At 40.3% G+C, this 15,733-nt stretch carries 17 protein-coding genes and 1 riboswitch; of the genes, 10 read left to right on the top strand and 7 right to left on the bottom strand.

Annotated elements, in window-relative coordinates; genetic code table 11:
* The first annotated feature begins 54 nt into the window (after nt 1-54).
* Genes IEU81_RS09930 through IEU81_RS09915 form a run of 4 tightly spaced genes read left to right on the top strand, consistent with a single transcriptional unit; the run spans nt 55 to nt 3,362 of the window.
* A complete protein-coding gene (locus IEU81_RS09930) occupies nt 55-984 on the top strand; it encodes an ABC transporter ATP-binding protein (protein WP_186090852.1) in 930 nt (309 codons plus the stop codon).
* Nucleotides 984-2,036: an ABC transporter permease gene (locus IEU81_RS09925; protein WP_186090850.1), complete on the top strand. Its 1,053-nt coding sequence runs from the start codon at nt 984-986 to the stop codon at nt 2,034-2,036. Before IEU81_RS09930 ends, IEU81_RS09925 begins: the two co-directional genes overlap by 1 nt.
* Nucleotides 2,023-3,153 (top strand): ABC transporter permease, encoded by a 1,131-nt coding sequence (locus tag IEU81_RS09920; RefSeq protein ID WP_092596670.1) that lies wholly within the window; start codon nt 2,023-2,025, stop codon nt 3,151-3,153. The genes IEU81_RS09925 and IEU81_RS09920 overlap by 14 nt, the downstream gene beginning before the upstream one ends.
* 53 nt (nt 3,154-3,206) lie before the next feature.
* A complete protein-coding gene (locus IEU81_RS09915) occupies nt 3,207-3,362 on the top strand; it encodes a hypothetical protein (protein ID WP_231957230.1) in 156 nt (51 codons plus the stop codon).
* A 42-nt stretch (nt 3,363-3,404) separates the two neighbouring features.
* Here the strand turns inward: IEU81_RS09915 and IEU81_RS09910 are convergent, their stop codons facing one another.
* Nucleotides 3,405-4,343, bottom strand: coding sequence for an aldo/keto reductase (locus IEU81_RS09910; protein WP_186090849.1), 939 nt, complete (start codon nt 4,341-4,343; stop codon nt 3,405-3,407).
* A gap of 149 nt (nt 4,344-4,492) precedes the next feature.
* On the opposite strand from IEU81_RS09910, the gene IEU81_RS09905 reads away from it, so the two are divergent.
* Nucleotides 4,493-5,383: a fructose bisphosphate aldolase gene (locus IEU81_RS09905; RefSeq protein ID WP_092596676.1), complete on the top strand. Its 891-nt coding sequence runs from the start codon at nt 4,493-4,495 to the stop codon at nt 5,381-5,383.
* A gap of 51 nt (nt 5,384-5,434) precedes the next feature.
* The gene (locus IEU81_RS09900) at nt 5,435-5,986 is read left to right on the top strand and encodes a cysteine hydrolase family protein (RefSeq protein WP_092596679.1); all 552 of its coding nucleotides are present in this window, start codon (nt 5,435-5,437) and stop codon (nt 5,984-5,986) included.
* A gap of 62 nt (nt 5,987-6,048) precedes the next feature.
* Here IEU81_RS09900 and IEU81_RS09895 read toward each other — a convergent pair whose 3' ends face one another.
* Entirely contained in the window at nt 6,049-7,488 is a 1,440-nt protein-coding gene (locus tag IEU81_RS09895) for a phospholipase D family protein (RefSeq protein WP_186090847.1), read from the bottom strand.
* 131 nt (nt 7,489-7,619) lie between these two features.
* Between IEU81_RS09895 and IEU81_RS09890 the strand changes: the two genes are divergently transcribed.
* The 3 genes from IEU81_RS09890 (at nt 7,620) to IEU81_RS09880 (ending at nt 9,559) form a co-directional block, all read left to right on the top strand.
* The gene (locus tag IEU81_RS09890) at nt 7,620-8,297 is read left to right on the top strand and encodes an RluA family pseudouridine synthase (RefSeq protein ID WP_186090845.1); all 678 of its coding nucleotides are present in this window, start codon (nt 7,620-7,622) and stop codon (nt 8,295-8,297) included.
* Nucleotides 8,284-9,057 (top strand): NRDE family protein, encoded by a 774-nt coding sequence (locus IEU81_RS09885; protein ID WP_186090844.1) that lies wholly within the window; start codon nt 8,284-8,286, stop codon nt 9,055-9,057. Before IEU81_RS09890 ends, IEU81_RS09885 begins: the two co-directional genes overlap by 14 nt.
* Nucleotides 9,058-9,101: riboswitch (PreQ1 riboswitch) on the top strand. It abuts the gene before it with no gap.
* Between the two features lie 8 nt (nt 9,102-9,109).
* The gene (locus tag IEU81_RS09880; protein ID WP_231957229.1) at nt 9,110-9,559 is read left to right on the top strand and encodes a QueT transporter family protein; all 450 of its coding nucleotides are present in this window, start codon (nt 9,110-9,112) and stop codon (nt 9,557-9,559) included.
* Between the two features lie 45 nt (nt 9,560-9,604).
* Here the strand turns inward: IEU81_RS09880 and IEU81_RS09875 are convergent, their stop codons facing one another.
* The 3 genes from IEU81_RS09875 to groES form a co-directional block, all read right to left on the bottom strand.
* Nucleotides 9,605-10,876: a RidA family protein gene (locus IEU81_RS09875; protein WP_186090842.1), complete on the bottom strand. Its 1,272-nt coding sequence runs from the start codon at nt 10,874-10,876 to the stop codon at nt 9,605-9,607.
* Nucleotides 10,877-11,159: 283 nt separating this feature from the next.
* A complete protein-coding gene (groL, locus tag IEU81_RS09870) occupies nt 11,160-12,785 on the bottom strand; it encodes a chaperonin GroEL (protein ID WP_092596694.1) in 1,626 nt (541 codons plus the stop codon).
* A gap of 39 nt (nt 12,786-12,824) precedes the next feature.
* Nucleotides 12,825-13,109, bottom strand: coding sequence for a co-chaperone GroES (gene groES / locus IEU81_RS09865; protein ID WP_186090840.1), 285 nt, complete (start codon nt 13,107-13,109; stop codon nt 12,825-12,827).
* A 191-nt stretch (nt 13,110-13,300) separates the two neighbouring features.
* Between groES and IEU81_RS09860 the strand changes: the two genes are divergently transcribed.
* Nucleotides 13,301-14,065: a CPBP family intramembrane glutamic endopeptidase gene (locus tag IEU81_RS09860; RefSeq protein ID WP_186090839.1), complete on the top strand. Its 765-nt coding sequence runs from the start codon at nt 13,301-13,303 to the stop codon at nt 14,063-14,065.
* 190 nt (nt 14,066-14,255) lie between these two features.
* Here IEU81_RS09860 and IEU81_RS11070 read toward each other — a convergent pair whose 3' ends face one another.
* Entirely contained in the window at nt 14,256-15,104 is an 849-nt protein-coding gene (locus tag IEU81_RS11070) for a TPM domain-containing protein (protein ID WP_186090838.1), read from the bottom strand.
* Nucleotides 15,104-15,703, bottom strand: coding sequence for a LemA family protein (locus IEU81_RS09850; RefSeq protein WP_092596706.1), 600 nt, complete (start codon nt 15,701-15,703; stop codon nt 15,104-15,106). The genes IEU81_RS11070 and IEU81_RS09850 overlap by 1 nt, the downstream gene beginning before the upstream one ends.
* Between the last annotated feature and the right edge of the window lie 30 nt (nt 15,704-15,733).

Below are 15,733 nucleotides of genomic sequence, written 5' to 3'. Positions count from 1 at the left end.
CACTTATTTATAGTATAAACTTAAATTAACAAATTTAGTACAGGAGGCAATAATATGATTGAAATGGACAAGGTAGTCAAACGGTACAAAGACGTTATTGCACTCGATCACTTCTCTTTCCTGGCCGGCCAAAATGAAATTATCGGCCTTTTAGGACCGAATGGCTGCGGCAAGACAACAGCCATTAATTGTATGCTGTCGCTCTTAAAGTTCGATCAGGGCACAATTAATATTTTCGGCGAGCCCGTTAATCCGAATAATAACAAAACGAAGCGCCGAATCGGCATCGTACCGCAGGAACTCGCTATATTCGAAAAATTAAATGTCGTTGAGAACATCGATTTTTACTGCGGTCTGTATGTCAATGACAGAAGAAAAAGAAAGCAGCTCGTCGATGAAGCCATCGATTTTGTCGGCCTTGAAAAATACAGAAAATTTGTTCCAAAACAACTGAGCGGCGGTTTAAAACGCAGACTGAACATCGCCTGCGGTATTGCACACAAACCGGATATACTCTTTCTGGACGAACCGACAGTAGCGGTTGACGCCCAGAGCAGAAATTTTATTCTAGAAGGCGTTAAAAAAATGAAAGCCGAAGGGACTACTGTGATTTACACTACTCATTATTTAGAAGAAGCTGAGGATTTATGCGACTCTTTCGTTATTATGGATAATGGGCGCAATATTGCACAAGGCACACTCGATGATCTGCAGAAATCAATTTCTACAACTGAGAGCATCACAGTAAAATTTATTGCTGAGGACAGTACGCTCGTCAATCGCTTAAAAGAAATACCGCACGTCAACCAGGTCATTAAAACAAAAGATAAATATAATATCCAATTCGAAAAAAATCATAATAATCTTTCGAATCTCATTCGTTTTATCGATGAAAACTCACTCACTTACTCAGAAATTAAAAGTGAACAGCCGTCATTGAGCAATATCTTCCTGGAATTGACAGGCAAGGAGCTGAGGGACTGATGAACTTTTTACGACTCATCTATTACTTACTTGTAATTAACTTTAAAGATTTTGGATTTATTTTTTGGACAATCGGCTATCCGCTCGTACTCGTCACTATATTTATGGCGACGACATCCAATCTCGCCGGTGATGATCTAGAAGAAATTAAAGTGGGGGCAACCGAAGACAGTGAGTACTTCGAAGCGCTTAAACAAGTCGAATTTATAACAGTAAATGAAATGACGGTCAGCGAAGCACGGACGAGTCTGTCTGAAGAAAATATTACAGGCTACATTAATAAAGACGGTACTTTAATCGTTGAAGAGAACGGCTTTGAAGCATCGATTTTAGAATCTGTTATCAATCAGATTCAACAGACGTATACGCTCGGTATTCCACCTGAAAACTTTAACTTTGACGTTGATTTTATCGAAACAAATGAAATGGAAACCGAACCTCAAGTGGTGATGTACTACTCCACTGTCGCGATGATTTCTCTCTATACGGTCTTTACGAGCATGGAGTTAATTTCATCAATGCGTCCCAATCTTAGTACTATGGGCGCCCGGTTTTCAGCGAGTCCCTTTAGCAAAACGAAATATATACTGGCGAGCTCCATCGCCGGACTATTTCTCGGACTGCTGTCAAATGGCCTCGTCATCGGCTATTTAATGATATTTAATGACTCAGTGCTGTTTAATCATCTGCCGGCAACTCTCGGTATAATCGTTGCCGGAAATATTGCCGGCCTTGGCCTCGGCTTTATAATCGGGCTGACACCGCGTGTAAACATCAATGTTAAATCCATCGTTCCTGTGGTTTTCATCGTCGGCCTGGCATTTCTCGCCGGACTGATGGGTCCCGGTGTGAGAACTGTTGTAAACCGCGAACTGCCGTTTATTAATCAGCTCAACCCGCTCGCACATGTGACAGATACGATTTATCGTGTGAATTTAATGGATAACTTCGATAGTTACTGGACGACAATCGCATTCTTAATCGGTATAACAGTCGTCAGTTTCTTCATCACTTTAATTGCATTAAGGAGGAAACAATATGACCATATTTAAAATAATACTCCTCCATTTCTGGAAATTTAAATGGCTAATTCTTCCGCTCGCACTTATCTTTTTCGTCATCGCAGCCTTGTTCAGCACTTTGGGCGGTTCGGATACATTTGAAAGCGAAACACTCGGGATTACAGTTGTCGATGCGTCGGAATCAGAAACATCAGCTGCACTGATTGAATATTTGAGCAGTAAACATGAAGTTGAAGTCATTGATGAACTCGATCGCACGTATTTAGAAGAAAAGGTATTTTTGATGGAAATTCACGGTGCGGTAATTATTGACAGCAATTTTGAGAATCAGGTAAAAACCGGAGAACCGGCAGTTGAAATTATTAGCGACGAACGCGCAGCAGCTTCCATACAGCTGGACAGCGAAATATCTAAATTTTTAATGTTTGCAAATGCACAATTTAATGCTGCAGGAAGTCTTAACGCGGACACCTTGCAGACTGCACTGACTGATACTGTCGATGTAGAGCTTAACGGTAAGGGGACAAGTGCTGTTGAAGAAAACTATACCAATGCAGCAAGCTACTCCAATTTCGCTGCCTACTGGCTGATGCTGTTTATCATGCTGACAGTCGGCAACCTGATGTCCGAATTTAACAAACCGGAATTGCAAAAACGAATGATTTCTGCACCAGTATCCTCAACATCCAGTGCCCTGCAGATTCTCGGTGCTCAGATATTAGTCGGTATTTTCTCTGTACTGATTATGTTCTTCGGCTTAGTCGCTCTGTACTACGACCGTTTAGAAGGCATGCCGCTTGCACATATTTTGCTGGCACTTATTCTGATTATGGCGTTCACACTGGCTATGCAGTATGCCATCAATGCGCTGACGACCAATCGTTTTATCGTGAACGGCTTGACCAACTTAATCACACTTGGCCTTGCTTTCTTATCGGGAATTTTTATTCCGATAGAACTATTCGGAAGCACGGCACAGCATATCGCAGAGTTCCTGCCGCTGTATCACTACACGCAAATATATGCTGCATCAGATATCAGCTGGAGCGAGTCTGCCTTGTCGATCTCTATACTGCTCTTGTATACACTCGCCTTCCTGATTATCGGAATTATTTTTAATAATCAGCGTAAAAGTACACAATTGTAACGAACAGTAATATACTGAAACTCAATATGTTACTGAAGGGAGGGAATAGTTCAGTGATAAAAACTAAAACAATTTCCGCCATGACAGAAAAAGGACTCGATAAAAAAATCTCAGAATTCCTTTACGAAAACCAGTATATAGAAGTCAGCGATATTCATTTCAATGTCGGCAGCGTCTTTGCCGTATTAATTGTTTACAAAGATAAGTAAAAAAAGATGGTTAAGGGGAACCCCTTAACCATCTTTTTGCTGTTAATTATCTTTAAATATTTCATCGATATATTCCACGTCTTCAGGGTCCAGCTCAATATCCGCAGCCCGCATGTTCGCTTTAATCTGCTCCCCTTTTTTCGCACCTGGAATAATTACATCGAGAGACGGTCTTGTTAAATAAAATGCCAAGACGATCTGTGCGACATCTTCATCGTATTTCTTAGCAAGCTCTTTCAGCTTATCTACTTTTTGCAAGTTATCTTTAAACTGATCTTCCTGATAAAATGGAAGATTGCTTCTTAAATCTTCAAATTTTGTATTCTCATCATATTTACCTGCAAGCAATCCCGCTGCCAGCGGGAAAAATGGAATAAAGGTAATATTATTTTCTTTAGCGTATTCCATAATCTCTTTTTCAGCTTCACGGTTTAATAAGTTATATTGATTTTGAATCACATCGACGTGATTCTCTTTATTTGCTTCTTTCAGCTGTTCCAGTGAAAAGTTTGAGACGCCAATCGCTTTAATTTTACCCTGCTCTTTTAATTTGTAAAGGGCTGCGACCGCTTCATCTTTCGGTGTCTCTTCATCCGGGAAATGAATATAAAATAAATCGATATAGTCTGTCTGCAATCTTTGAAGTGCATCTTCTACTGCTTGGCTTAAAAACTCTGGAGAATTATCCATTACAGTATCTCCATTATCAAGTTCTATGTGTGCAGCTTTTGTAGCAATGACGACATCTTCTCTTTTATATTCTTTTAAAACTTGACCAATCAATTCTTCAGAACGTTTCGGTCCATATATATATGCTGTATCCAGCAAGTTTACACCGCTGTCCAGCGCGTCTCTTACAGTTTGTTTACCTTCTTCTTCATCGACGTCACCATATAAATTATAACCGCCGACAAAGTTTGTTCCAAGGGCTATCGGATGTACTTTAATTCCTGATTTACCTAATTCAGCTAATTGTGTCAACTGGCATACCTCCTATATTTATATACCACTGTCTCTTTCCTTTTACTGCATATGTTAAACATTATCTCAGATACTGATTTGGCCTTGCAGTAAAACGTTTTTTTTAGGATACTATAAAAGAGTGGAAAACTATTTAGGGAGTGTTTTTAATGAATCAGGAGCAACTTGATAAAGTAAAACAAGGCAATGGTTTTATTGCTGCGCTGGATCAGAGCGGCGGCAGCACGCCAAAAGCTTTAAAAGCGTATGGTGTCAATGAAGATCAATATTCTAACGAAGATGAAATGTTCGACCTGGTACATGAAATGCGTACGCGCATCGTTACTTCACCTTCATTCACTTCTGATAAAGTCCTCGGCGCGATTCTTTTCGAACAAACGATGGACCGCGAAGTGGAAGGTCAGTACACAGGCGACTACCTTGCTGACAAAGGCGTCGTTCCTTTCTTAAAAGTCGATAAAGGACTTGCAGACGAAGAAAACGGCGTACAGCTGATGAAGCCGATTCCGGGTCTTGATGAATTATTGGCACGTGCAAACGAACGTAATATTTTTGGTACGAAAATGCGCTCTAATATTTTATCAGCAAACAAAGAAGGCATTACAGCAGTTGTTGAACAGCAGTTTGAAGTCGGCAAACAGATTATTGCTGCAGGACTTGTTCCAATTATCGAACCTGAGGTCAGCATCAATGCCGGTGATAAGGAAGACATTGAAGCACTGTTAAGAGATGCGATTTTAGAAGAGTTAAACGGTCTGGCAGAAAGTGAACTTGTAATGCTTAAACTGACGATCCCGACTGTACCAGACTTATACAAAGAACTGGTAGACCACCCGAATGTTATTCGTGTCGTAGCACTTTCAGGCGGATATTCGAGAACTGAAGCAAACAATTTATTAAAAGAAAATCACGGCATTATCGCAAGCTTCTCGCGCGCTTTATCGAGTGATTTAAATGCAGGCCAGTCCGATGAAGAATTTGATGCTAAACTTGCTGAAGCCATCGATTCAATTTACGATGCATCAGTCAACAAAAAATAATAAATACTAAAAAGACAATGGCATGCCATTGTCTTTTTTTAATAAGGGGTAATGAATATGAAAGCACTGATTAATATCGATTATACTTACGACTTTGTCGCTGCAGACGGAAAACTGACTGCCGGTGAACCTGCACAAAAATTGCATGACTACATTGTCAGCACGACGCGCGAATTTATCGTTAATGGGGATTACACGATATTTGCGATCGATGCACATGAAGAAAATGATCCGTATCATCCTGAGACAAAATTGTTTGTACCGCATAATATTATCGGCTCAAAAGGACGCGATTTATACGGCGAACTTGAAGCACTGTATCAGGAAAACAAAGAACAGGATCACATCTATTACACAGATAAAACGCGCTACTCCGCTTTTGTTGGAACAGATGTTGAACACCGCTTGCGTGCCCGCGGCATTACTGAAATTCACCTGGTTGGTGTCTGTACCGACATTTGTATTCTTCATACCGCCATCGATGCCTATAACAAAGGATTTGACATTGTCATTCACGAGCAAGGCGTATCGAGTTTTAATCTAAAAGCACACGACGTCGCCCTGGCGCACTTTAAAAACTCTCTGGGTGCCAAGGTGATATGATTTTTAAATAACTATTCAATTTGCGGTCCGATGACATAAAATCATCGGACCGTATTTTAATATTAAAATGTCGATAAACCGGTAAATTCCTGAACTCTGTACATTATCGTTTTAATTAACGATGCTTCTGCTTCTTCTTCATAGTCGAGCGTATACTCAGCCCCCTCGTTCGTCCATAGGCGCTCATAATATGCTGTCACTTCCTGAGCAAAGTCACTGTCCCTCGGTGCGGTCACCATCATATTGGTTTCCAGATTATAATTATCGAGATTGCGTCTTGTAAAGTTTGCAGAGCCCCCATTGAATATAAGTGATTCCTCAGTTTCCAGTGTAATAAATTTGGCATGATACTGTTCTCCGCTCGATTTGTACCATCTGATATTCGGCGGATTATTATGCTTCATCAGCTCATCTGCGACCGGCCGGTTTGGCACACCATTTTTCTCATTGCCGAATGCATCCTGATTAATATCTAAAATGATATTCAGTTCAACACCCCGGTCGAGTGCTTCTTTAAAGGCTTTAATTATATCTCTGTCGGATAAATAAAATAAACCGACATTTAAAGTCTCTTTTGCCTTAGCTTGATCAACCATCTTAAGAATATTATCCTTGATTCTTTCTTCAGTAATCAGTTTTACAGCATACTGACCTTCTGGTGTATCTGCTTGATCCTGGAGTTTATCGGAAAAATCACTAAACATCCGAGTATTTCCTCCGCTGAAATTAACAATTGCACGTTCTGATTCTAAGAGGTCATGCAGTATATCGCCGCTGAATTGCACAGCGATATTTGAGTGATGAGCACTGGCATCATGAGGATTAGCGGATGTCACCAGTCCATTTTTTTCATTGATAATCAATTTTCTATGATTGGCTTTAAAATTCAGCAGTTCTAAATATGAGCGGATATTAACTTCAGGGCCAGCCGGCCTTAAAGCATTTTTAAGCCACTGGTCTTCTGAATTGCCAAACCACTGAAAATACGATCTGTAAAAACCGGAATACAGCGGATTTGAATCCCTCAGTTTCGACAAATCTGTAAAGACGACTTCTATACCGGCATCCATAAGCGCTTGAATATGCGGAGGAGTGTATGTCCCGTAAAATGTATTGATGCCATCTGAAATGAAGACAATTTCGAGCTCTGGATTTTCTTCTTTTTTAGCAGTCAATTTATCTGTTAAGCTTTGTGACAGCTCCGGAAATTCCAGCGTTTCATGATTATAATCATCGTTAAATAAAAACATATCGAGAACGAGAAATTCCTCAGCCTCATCAATCACCTTATAAATCTCCTCAAAGATTTCCTGCTCTTGTGTCGTGTTTTCATTTTCTGTATATGTAAGGTCGTATAAAAATTCAGCATGATCCGTCTGATATTCTTCAGATTCATAGGCAACATTGTCAGGAACCGGTATAAAATACCTTACACCCGCAACAATTAAGGGTATAAGTATTAGTGCACCGATAATTATGAAGAATAAATAGCGTTTTTTCATTATCCACCTCTGTGATAAATAGTATTATTTTACACTTATGGCCATTCTATCAAAGAAACATTGTGAAAGTGATAAGATATTTAAGCTTTAGATGGTATAATATAACTTACGAATTTTAAGGAGTGGAATGTGTGAAGATTAATGTATTGTACGAAGATAACCATTTACTCATTGTCGATAAGCCGGTAAACATCCCTGTCCAGGAAGACAGTTCAGAAGATAAAGACTTATTAACTATGTTAAAGGAATATATTAAAGAGAAATACAACAAACCAGGGGCTGTGTATTTAGGCCTGGTGCATCGCCTGGATCGCCCTGTCGGCGGCGCTGTTGTGTTTGCTAAAACCTCTAAAGCAGCATCGAGATTATCCAATGAAGTGAGACTTCATAATTTTGAACGCCAGTATCACGCTGTTGTTGAAAATTATTTAGATCAGAAAAAAGGGACTTTAACGAATCATTTGTTCAAGGATCAAAAGAAAAATATTTCCAAAGTGGTTCATAAAAATCACCGCGGTTCAAAAATGGCCAAACTGGATTACGAAACAGTCGATGAAAAAAATAACTTTTCATTGGTTAAAGTGAAACTTCATACCGGACGTTCTCACCAGATTCGTGTTCAATTATCTCATTTTGGCCACCCGCTGTTCGGTGATCAGAAATATAATAAGAATGCTAAAGTCGGTCAGCAGATTGCACTTTACTCAACTTATTTAAAAATTAAACATCCTACGAAAAATGAGTACGTTGAAGTACACTGCAAGCCGCCGGAGACATTCCCGTGGAGTGATTTTAATGTGTTTAATTAATTTCAATATCGGATCGCATGAAAAATATAAACTGATCATCGCAGCCAACCGGGATGAGTTTTACTCACGGCCAGCCGCACCGCTGCATTTTTGGGACGACTATAAAAACATTTTAGGCGGCCGCGATTTAAAAGCAAAAGGTACTTGGCTTGCTGTGTCTAAATCAGGTAAAATAGGTGCATTGACTAATATTCGCACACCTCAGGAGATGACAGCAGAAGCGAAAAAATCCCGTGGAGAGCTCGTGGTGAATTATCTGCTCAGCGACCAGCAGCCAAAAGACTATTTAACTGCTTTAAAAGAACATGCCGATGATTATGCAGGATTTAATTTACTCGCCGGCACGCCGGACGAATTATTTTATATGAATAATTACGACAGCACAATCTCACGTATTGCTGAAGGCACACACGGTTTGTCAAATGAGCGTCTGGATACACCATGGCCAAAAGTCGTGGTCGGCAAAGAAAAATTAGACGGAATATTAACTGATTCAGAGATCGATGTTGATTTATTATTTAATCTGCTCCGCATCGATACACAAGCTGCAGATGACATTGTTCAGCAGACAGGTGTAGATTTTGAGCTTGAAAAGAAATTATCGCCGCTCTTTATCGATATTCCTGATTTTGATTATGGTACGAGATGTTCCACAGTTGTGCTTGTTGACTATCAGAATAATATGACACTCATCGAAAGAACATTTAAAAATGGTCTTCAAACTGGTGAAGTAACTGAAACAATATCAGTCAAAAATTAAATAAAACAGGTTCGCAAACTCCCTGTCAAAAAAACTAAGGAGATTTACAATTATGAATATCAGAAACATGGCGATTAATGCTGTCTTAGCTGCGATTTATGTCGTACTGACTGTGATTAACCCAATCGGCACAGGCGCAATTCAGTTCAGAATCAGCGAGATACTTTGTGTCATTCCATTTTTTAACCGGAAATACATACCGGGCATGATTCTCGGAGTCGGTATTGCAAATATGTTTTCCAGCTTAGGTATTATCGATGTTGTTGTCGGCGTAACGATCTCGGCAATCGCTTATTCCTTAAGCTACTTTATAAAAAATGTTTGGCTAAATGCGCTGCAATACAGTGTATTTGCAGGCCTTTTCGTAGCGCTGGCCTTGTATTTAGTACTTGGACTGCCCTACTGGTTCAGTGCTGCAACTGTCGGATTATCAACATTAGTCATGACCTTTATCGGCACATTTATATTTAAAAAATTCGGCCATAGAATATTGCCGGAATAAGAAATACGCCGTCATTTTTCAGTGGCGGCGTATTTTAATGTTCAATTATTTAGTTTCAGGCAGTGTGCCTTCAGCATTGCCTGCAATTGCGTCTATTTGAATTAATGCATCTTCCTGCAGTGCTGCAACCCCGACGACTCTTCTTGCTGGCGTCCCTTCAGGGAAGAATTCTGCGTAAACTTCGTTGACGGCTTCCATGTCAGCCAAATCTTTAACAAAGATATTTACTTTAACCATATCTTCCATTACGTGATCAACACTTTCGATTACCGCTTTAATGTTAGTTAAAGCCTGTTTAGTTTGTGCCTGAATGCCGCCTTCAACTAATTTTCCAGTTGACGGATCAATTGGCAGCTGTGCTGACAGGTGGTTGTAGTGCGAGAATGCAACCGTTTGTGTTGATAAGTTGTCCACTGGTGCATTTTTAGTATTATTCGCTTTAATCACAATGTTATGTCTGTCTTCAATAGCCTGTGGCGGCGTACCGTCACCATGAGATACGGCTGCTTCGATTTGTACAGAAGCACCCATTTCCAAGTCCGCTGCCTGAACGATAGTGCGTGCCGGCACATAGCCAACTGTTCTTGCTATAGAAGAATCCGGGAAGAATGTTGAGTAAACTTCGTTAACCGCTTCAACATCAGCAAGATTTTTAACAAAGATGTTTACTTTAACAACGTCATCCATTGGAACATCGATGCTGTTTAAAATGGCTTTAATATTTTTTAAGCTTTGTGCAGTTTCAGCTTTAATACCGCCAGTGACGACTCTGCCTGTCACAGGGTCAATTGGCAGCTGTGCTGAAATATTATTGTAATGTGAAAATGCAACAGTCTGTGAAGACAAAACATTAGATGGTGCATTTGAAGTGTGGTTCGTTAATTTGATTAAATTCCCAGCCTGAGGTGCATTCGGAATCGTCCCGACACCGTGTGAAACCAGTGCCTCCACTTGGACTTTAGCACCCATCGGTAAAGCATTGACCGCAACATTCGTACGTGCCGGTACATACGTTTTGAAGAATGTACTGAATACTTCATTTACAGCATCGATATCTTGAATATCTGTAACAAAAACAGTAATTCTTACAACATCACTCATGACGTGGTCGAAATTTTTAAGCACCGCTTCGATATTTTTAAAACTTTGCTCTGCCTGTGCTTTAACACCGCCTTCTACTAATTGACCAGTTGAAGGGTCGATTGGCAGCTGTGCTGATAAATTGCTGTAGTGTGAAAACGCTGCTGACTGTGAAGATTCGTCAAACTTCGGTGCCTGGTCCGTATTAGTTGGTGCGACTGCATTATAATCACTCATAAATAATATACTCCTTATAGTTGCATTTGATTGAAATACATAATTAGTAGATTTTTATCTCTCTGCTGCTATTAAAAACATTGGAAAGCAGAGTTCTTATAAAATATGCCACTATCAATTTATACATTCCGTTTCCTACTCTACAGCAGTAACAAATAAATAAAATTGTCATATAATACATTTTTACAAGTTCACTTTATTGTTTTCTACAGTTATAAAAAAATAAAAAGGTCTTTCTTAGGATAATCACCTTAAGAAAGACCTGATTTGCTACATATTAAATTTACATCATACCCGGCATTCCGCCGCCCATGCCACCCATATCAGGGGCATTATTTTCTTCCGGAATATCCGCAACAACCGCTTCAGTTGTTAAGAACATTGCCGCTACTGAGCCTGCATTTTGCAGTGCTGAACGCGTGACTTTCGTCGGGTCTACAATACCTGCATCAATCATATTTACCCATTCGTCAGTTGCCGCGTTATAGCCGACACCTGCTTCCTGATTCTTAAGCTGAGATACAATGACTGCACCTTCAAGTCCTGCGTTTTCAACAATTTGACGGAGCGGTGCTTCCAGCGCTTTAAGAACAATATTGATACCCGTTCTTACATCACCTTCTGCTTCCAATTCAGCCACTTTTGAATACACTTCAACTAAAGCTGTACCGCCGCCTGCTACAATACCTTCTTCTACTGCAGCGCGTGTTGAGTTCAACGCGTCTTCAATGCGGAGTTTACGTTCTTTCATTTCTGTTTCAGTGGCAGCGCCTACTTTAATCACTGCTACACCGCCTGCAAGTTTAGCTAAACGCTCCTGCAGTTTTTCTTTGTCAAAGCTTGAACTTGTTTCTTCAATTTGTGCTTTAATCTGGTTAACTCGACCAGAGATGACTTCTTTGTCTCCAGCACCTTCAACGATAGTCGTATCATCTTTTGATACGTGAACTTTACCTGCATTACCTAGTAAATCTAATGTTGCATCTTTTAATTCCAGACCCAGTTCATCAGTAATTACCTGGCCGCCTGTCAGTGTTGCAATATCTTCAAGCATTGCTTTTCTGCGGTCGCCAAAGCCTGGTGCTTTAACTGCGATTACATTAAATGTCCCGCGTATTTTGTTTAAGACCAGGTTAGTCATCGCGTCACCGTCAACGTCATCTGCAATAATTAAAATTGGACGTGACTGCTGAACAATTTGTTCCAGTAAAGGCACTAAGTCCTGGATGCTGGAGATTTTTTTATCAGTGATTAAAATATAAGGATTGTCGAGCTCTGCAATCATTTTTTCAGAGTCCGTCACCATATAAGGCGATAAATAACCGCGGTCAAACTGCATCCCTTCAACAACTTCCAGTTCAGTCTTAAAGCCGCGTGATTCTTCAATTGTTATTACACCATCATTGCCGACTTTTTCCATTGCTTCAGAAATATACTCACCAATTTCAGGATCATTTGCAGATATGGCACCAACCTGTGCGATGGATTCTTTATCCTGTACAGGTTTTGATACTTCCTGCAGTGCTTCAACTGCGCGTTCTACAGCGCGTCCGATTCCCGTACGGATCCCGACAGGATTTGCACCGCTTGTAACGTTTTTAAGTCCTTCCTGAATCATTGCCTGAGCAAGTACAGTCGCAGTTGTCGTACCATCACCGGCGATTTCATTCGTCTGGTTAGCTACTTCTGCAACGAGTTTTGCTCCCATGTTTTCATACTTGTCTTCTAATTCGATTTCTTTTGCGATTGTGACACCATCATTTGTAATTAATGGTGATGAATATGCTTTATCTAAAACGACGTTACGTCCTTTTGGTCCCAGTGTTACTTTAACAGCATTAGCTAATTTATCTACACCAGCCAGCATTGACTGACGTGCGTCTTCTGAAAATTTTATTTCTTTAGCCATTATATTGCCTCCCAAAGTGAATGTTATATCTAGTTTTTATTATTCAATTACTGCTAAAAGCTCTGATTCAGAGAGAATTAAATAGTCATTATCTCCATGCTGTACTTCTGTCCCTGCAAATTTTGCATAGACTACTCTGTCGCCTTCTTTAACTTCAAGCGCCACTTGTGTACCATTTTCAAGCGTGCGGCCTGATCCGACAGCAACTACAGTACCTTCCTGCGGTTTTTCTTTGGCAGAATCAGTCAGAATGATGCCGCTTTTTGTTGTTTCTTCTTTTTCTGAGATATCTACAACTACACGATTTCCAATAGGTTTTAACACGGAAATGCCCTCCTTATTAATCTTAAAATTATATAAAATTAATCTTGTGATTTGGCACTCGTCTTCTATGAGTGCTAACAATAATTATAATAATCAAACTTGGTTAAAAATGCAAGAGAAAAGACTGTATTACTTTTGAGTTTAAACTTTTTAATGTAAGATAAAACTATTCAGCAATTGGAGGTTTAAACGTGAGACGCGTATACAGTATATTAATTATTTTAACATTTTTAGCAGTTCAATTTGCCCTCCTCCCTATCGGCTTAATATTTACCGCAATAGATCCGTCACTCGGACCGGGAGAACTCATTGAAAAACTGATACCTTATCAGGTGATTACATTTGGACTTGGTGCTGTCATCGTTATTCTTATCGGTAATATTCATAAGAATAAAAACAGAATCGAACTGGGTTCAAAAACAGATGGTTTACTCACTACAGTATGGATTATCGGCGGTGTCGTCCTGGCGTACCTGTCACAAATTATTGCCGGGGTCATCAATATTTACGTATTTAATAATCCCGTAGAGAGTCAAAATACAACAGAAATCGTCGATATGATTTTCAACTCTCCGTGGATGATTCTAGTCGTCGTATTATTTGGCCCGATTATTGAAGAATATGTATTTAGAAGAGCAATATTCGGAGAGATCTATGAGATGATTCCGATAAACAGCACCGCACAGAAAGTGCTCGCATTTTTAGCTGCAGGACTTGTCAGCGGATTGATATTCGCTGTTGCCCATGCTGACTTTACTCATATTCTGATATATTTATCGATGTCATATGTCTTCAGCTTTTTATATGTCATCACCGGCCGTCTCTTAGTACCGATTTTCGTTCACGTAATTATGAACGGAATCGTCGTGCTGCTGCAGACCGTGTTCGCTGACTTTTTACAAGAAGCTGAAGAAATTCAAAATCAGCTGAATGCAATTATTTCTATTTTTATGTAAAACTTTTAAGCTGGGCTGCCTTTTATAAGGAGCTCAGCTTTTTTGTGTTTATTTGAGGTACGGCCGCTTCTCATTAACAACGGGAATTCACCGCTGTCTTCCAACCGTTCCACTCCAGATAATACCAGTAAAAAAGCCTGAGAATCCGGTTTTTAACCAAGATTCTCAAGCTCGTATACTTATTTACTTTTTAGAATCCGCGTCCTGCGCCGCCTCCGCCGCCGGAACCGCCGCCGAAGCCACCAAATCCGCCTCCGCCGAATCCGCCTCCGGAGTTTCCACCGCCGCCAAAGCCGCCGCCCGGCGGGAAGAACACAACGGGTCCGCCGCTTCTTCTCCGTCTGCCGCCTGATCCGCCAGAACCGCCGGAGCCACCGCCGCCGCCGGAAACCATCTTATAAATGACATACAATACTATCATAAATGTAGCTAAGCGAATGATAACTCCGAAAATGTTCTCGGCTTGGCCACTCGATGTTTCTTCTGCTGGTTCTTCACGTGTGAATTCACCATCTTCATAACCGTAAGCGTTCAATGATTCATCATATATTGCCGAATACAGATTTACCAGTGCTGTTTCATATTCACCGGCAACCAAATCGTCATAAGCTACATCATCGATAATCCGTCCGATCTTCGCATCGTTCAAATAGCCTTCTACACCGTAGCCGACCTGAACTTCGATACCGCGGTTATTAAATTCGTTATCATTATCCAGATTTAAGAAAATCACAATACCGTTATCTTTTTCAGCTTTACCGACACCATATTCTCTCAATGCCCGTAAAGCGAAATCCTGACGGTGTTCCTGTCCTGTCGAATCCATCGTCATCAGGAGCAGCTCAGCACCCGTACCTTCTTCAAGATGTGTACCCATCTCATTCATTTCAGTGATTGAACTTTCACTGAGTACACCGGCATTATCCTGCACAAAATAATGGCTCTCATTGAGTGCCGGCAAGTTTACTCTTGCTTCTGCCGGTGTGCTGCAAATTAATATAAGTAGCAGGGCACCGATAAAAGCAAAGAACTTTTTCATTATTCTCCACCGTCAGTATCGTCTTGGTTCGTATTAAAATCTACTTCCGGTACATCTTGTGCAGATTCATCCGCTTCGAAATAAGGTTTTTCATCAAAATTAAATATTCCTGCAATGATGTTCCCCGGGAATGTTCTCGTATTTCTATTGTAATCTTGTACTGCTGTATTATAATCCTGACGTGCTACTGCAATGCGGTTTTCAGCACCTGCCAGTTCGTCTCTCAAACCGGTAAATTGTTCACTTGCTTGTAAATCAGGATAATTTTCTGAGATTGCCAGCAAGCGGGATAAAGCACTCGTCATTTCATTATTTGCTTCAGCCATTTCTTCGACATCGCCGCTCGCTCCTGCCAGTCGTGAACGTGCATCAGCAATTTCAGTAAATATTTCTTCTTCATGTGATGCATAGCCCTGTACTGTACTGACCAGGTTCGGGATTAAATCTCCCCGTCTTTGAAGCTGCGTTTCAATTTGTGATTCTTTCTGATTAACTTCTTCATCAAGGTTAACCAGGCTGTTGTATCTCGGCACAATCATAATTAGAACGATAACGATGATTGCAACAAGTACACCAATAGGTATAAGAAATTTCTTCATTCCATTTTCCTCTTTTCATTAAGTATTCAA

It is taken from the genome of Jeotgalicoccus aerolatus, assembly GCF_014635205.1.
Lineage (GTDB): Bacteria > Bacillota > Bacilli > Staphylococcales > Salinicoccaceae > Jeotgalicoccus > Jeotgalicoccus aerolatus.
Note: the sequence above shows the minus strand (reverse complement) of the source record. Positions and strands in the feature narration are given on the sequence as shown.

Bases quoted from the DNA above. Each gene is read 5' to 3' on its own strand.
- IEU81_RS09930 (WP_186090852.1), top strand. From the start codon at position 55: ATGATTGAAATGGACAAGGTAGTCAAACGGTACAAAGACGTTATTGCA.
- IEU81_RS09925 (WP_186090850.1), top strand. From the start codon at position 984: ATGAACTTTTTACGACTCATCTATTACTTACTTGTAATTAACTTTAAA.
- IEU81_RS09920 (WP_092596670.1), top strand. From the start codon at position 2,023: ATGACCATATTTAAAATAATACTCCTCCATTTCTGGAAATTTAAATGG.
- IEU81_RS09905 (WP_092596676.1), top strand. From the start codon at position 4,493: ATGAATCAGGAGCAACTTGATAAAGTAAAACAAGGCAATGGTTTTATT.
- IEU81_RS09900 (WP_092596679.1), top strand. From the start codon at position 5,435: ATGAATATGAAAGCACTGATTAATATCGATTATACTTACGACTTTGTC.
- IEU81_RS09895 (WP_186090847.1), bottom strand. From the start codon at position 7,488: ATGAAAAAACGCTATTTATTCTTCATAATTATCGGTGCACTAATACTT.
- IEU81_RS09885 (WP_186090844.1), top strand. From the start codon at position 8,284: ATGTGTTTAATTAATTTCAATATCGGATCGCATGAAAAATATAAACTG.
- IEU81_RS09880 (WP_231957229.1), top strand. From the start codon at position 9,110: ATGAATATCAGAAACATGGCGATTAATGCTGTCTTAGCTGCGATTTAT.
- IEU81_RS09875 (WP_186090842.1), bottom strand. From the start codon at position 10,876: ATGAGTGATTATAATGCAGTCGCACCAACTAATACGGACCAGGCACCG.
- groL (WP_092596694.1), bottom strand. From the start codon at position 12,785: ATGGCTAAAGAAATAAAATTTTCAGAAGACGCACGTCAGTCAATGCTG.
- IEU81_RS11070 (WP_186090838.1), bottom strand. From the start codon at position 15,104: ATGAAAAAGTTCTTTGCTTTTATCGGTGCCCTGCTACTTATATTAATT.
- IEU81_RS09850 (WP_092596706.1), bottom strand. From the start codon at position 15,703: ATGAAGAAATTTCTTATACCTATTGGTGTACTTGTTGCAATCATCGTT.